The organism is Sellimonas caecigallum, from assembly GCF_019754295.1.
Taxonomy (GTDB): domain Bacteria; phylum Bacillota; class Clostridia; order Lachnospirales; family Lachnospiraceae; genus Sellimonas; species Sellimonas caecigallum.
This window is the reverse complement of sequence record NZ_VIRV01000049.1, coordinates 1-1,647: the sequence shown is the minus strand read 5'-3', so window position 1 is coordinate 1,647 and position 1,647 is coordinate 1. Positions and strand designations below refer to the sequence as shown.

General features: G+C 37.7%; 1 protein-coding gene. It reads right to left on the bottom strand.

Annotation, left to right across the window (positions count from 1 at the left end; genetic code table 11):
- Window positions 1-163: 163 nt before the first annotated feature.
- Window positions 164-1,348, bottom strand: a complete 1,185-nt coding sequence (locus FLB61_RS12920) for an IS110 family RNA-guided transposase (RefSeq protein ID WP_221920427.1) — start codon at window positions 1,346-1,348, stop codon at window positions 164-166.
- Window positions 1,349-1,647 lie beyond the last annotated feature (299 nt).

Genomic DNA, 1,647 nt, shown 5'->3' with positions numbered 1-1,647 from the left:
AATGGAGCTAACTATATAAAAATCAAGTAGTTTTTTAAAAACATTGAATTTTAGTTAGTAAAAGTATGTACTTTGAAAATATGTGAATCATTATGGATTTTGTGGCACAACAAATAGACCTTCTAAAGAAGGCTCATTGTAATAAGCTGGGTTGTAATGATAGCTATATCAGTAATGCAGGATCAAAACTCTGTCCGGTACTTAAAAGATGATAGATGACTCTTAAAAGTTTTCTGATACAGTGACCCTGAGCACATCTGTGACCTTTGCCTTCGGCTAACTTTTTGCTGTAATAAGCAGTGAAGACCCTGTTGTGATGGATAACCGGCAAGATAATCTGATACAGTGTTTTTCTCAGATACCGGGAACCTTTCTTGGTGATTGCAGTATGCCGGGCGAGAAACTGACTGGATTCATAGTGATATGGGGCGACACCGGCAAATTTAATGATTTGAGATGCTTTCGTATAGTTGCAAATATCTCCCAATTCCGCTAAAATAGAAGTACCAGAGAAGTGTGAAATTCCTGGTATGGAGAGGATAGGAGAGTTGTTTTGCAGGGAGAACTCTTCTATCTTTTTGTCTATTTCAGAAAGTTGTTCTTCTATCATTTCAATCTGACAGACAAGATGTCTGATCTGAATTTCTTCAGCAACAGAAGAGATGCCGACAGAAGCCTTGGCTGTTGTTTTCAGCTGTTCGGCAGACAGTTGGATTCGTTTTCCGCGTCCCTCATATTCAAAACATTTCCGGATGATCCGGATATCGGAGTTTGCAATCTTTTCAGCAGAAGCAAATGTTTTTAAAACATTCATGTAAACAATGCCATACTTTGAACGGAATAAGGAATTCAATTCGGGGAATACGATATCAATGCATTTCTGAAGCCGGTTTTTGTAGATGTTTAATTCCTCTTTCAGGTTGTGATGATGGCGTGTCAGCTGCTTTTGTTCATAAAGGTCGAAACGGTTTACTTTTGTAATGCGATAAGGCTTTTTACGCTGATTCGAGCCGATGACATCACAAATGGTAAGAGAATCCAGGGGATCGTTTTTGGTAATGCCGCCCTGAAGTTTTCTGGTAAGGTCAGTAGTGGTTGGGTTGATCAGAGCAACCGTATAGTGCCTGTCAAGAAGATATTTGAGTAAGGCAAAGTGATAATGCCCGGTATCTTCCATGCCAATAAGAAGCTGTGATTTGGCATAGCTGCTTAGTTTTCCGATGAGTGACAAGAAACCTTCTTGATTGTTATGAAAAACAGAAGGATTTGAAAGTATTTTACCGGTTTGTTTGTCAATGATGGAGAAGATGTGTTGATGTTTGCCAATGTCAATTCCGACTAAAATCATGATAATACATTCCTTTCGTAAAAAATATGTAATGTGTTATCCACAGCACTTACTTCGTAAAACCTGGTACAAGATAGGAATTCAAGACTCATCTAACTAATCATTATTTAGAAATAAGGTGTGGTAAGAACCTCCATAAAGTAGTCAAAGCCACAGGATAAAAAATACAAATCCACATCACATATTTACATCATACAAATATAGAATACCGTAATCAACCACGGATGAAAAGGTTGATAGAAAGGAGAAGGTATATTTGTAAGTGACCGTTAGATGAGTCAATTACAATATACCAGGAA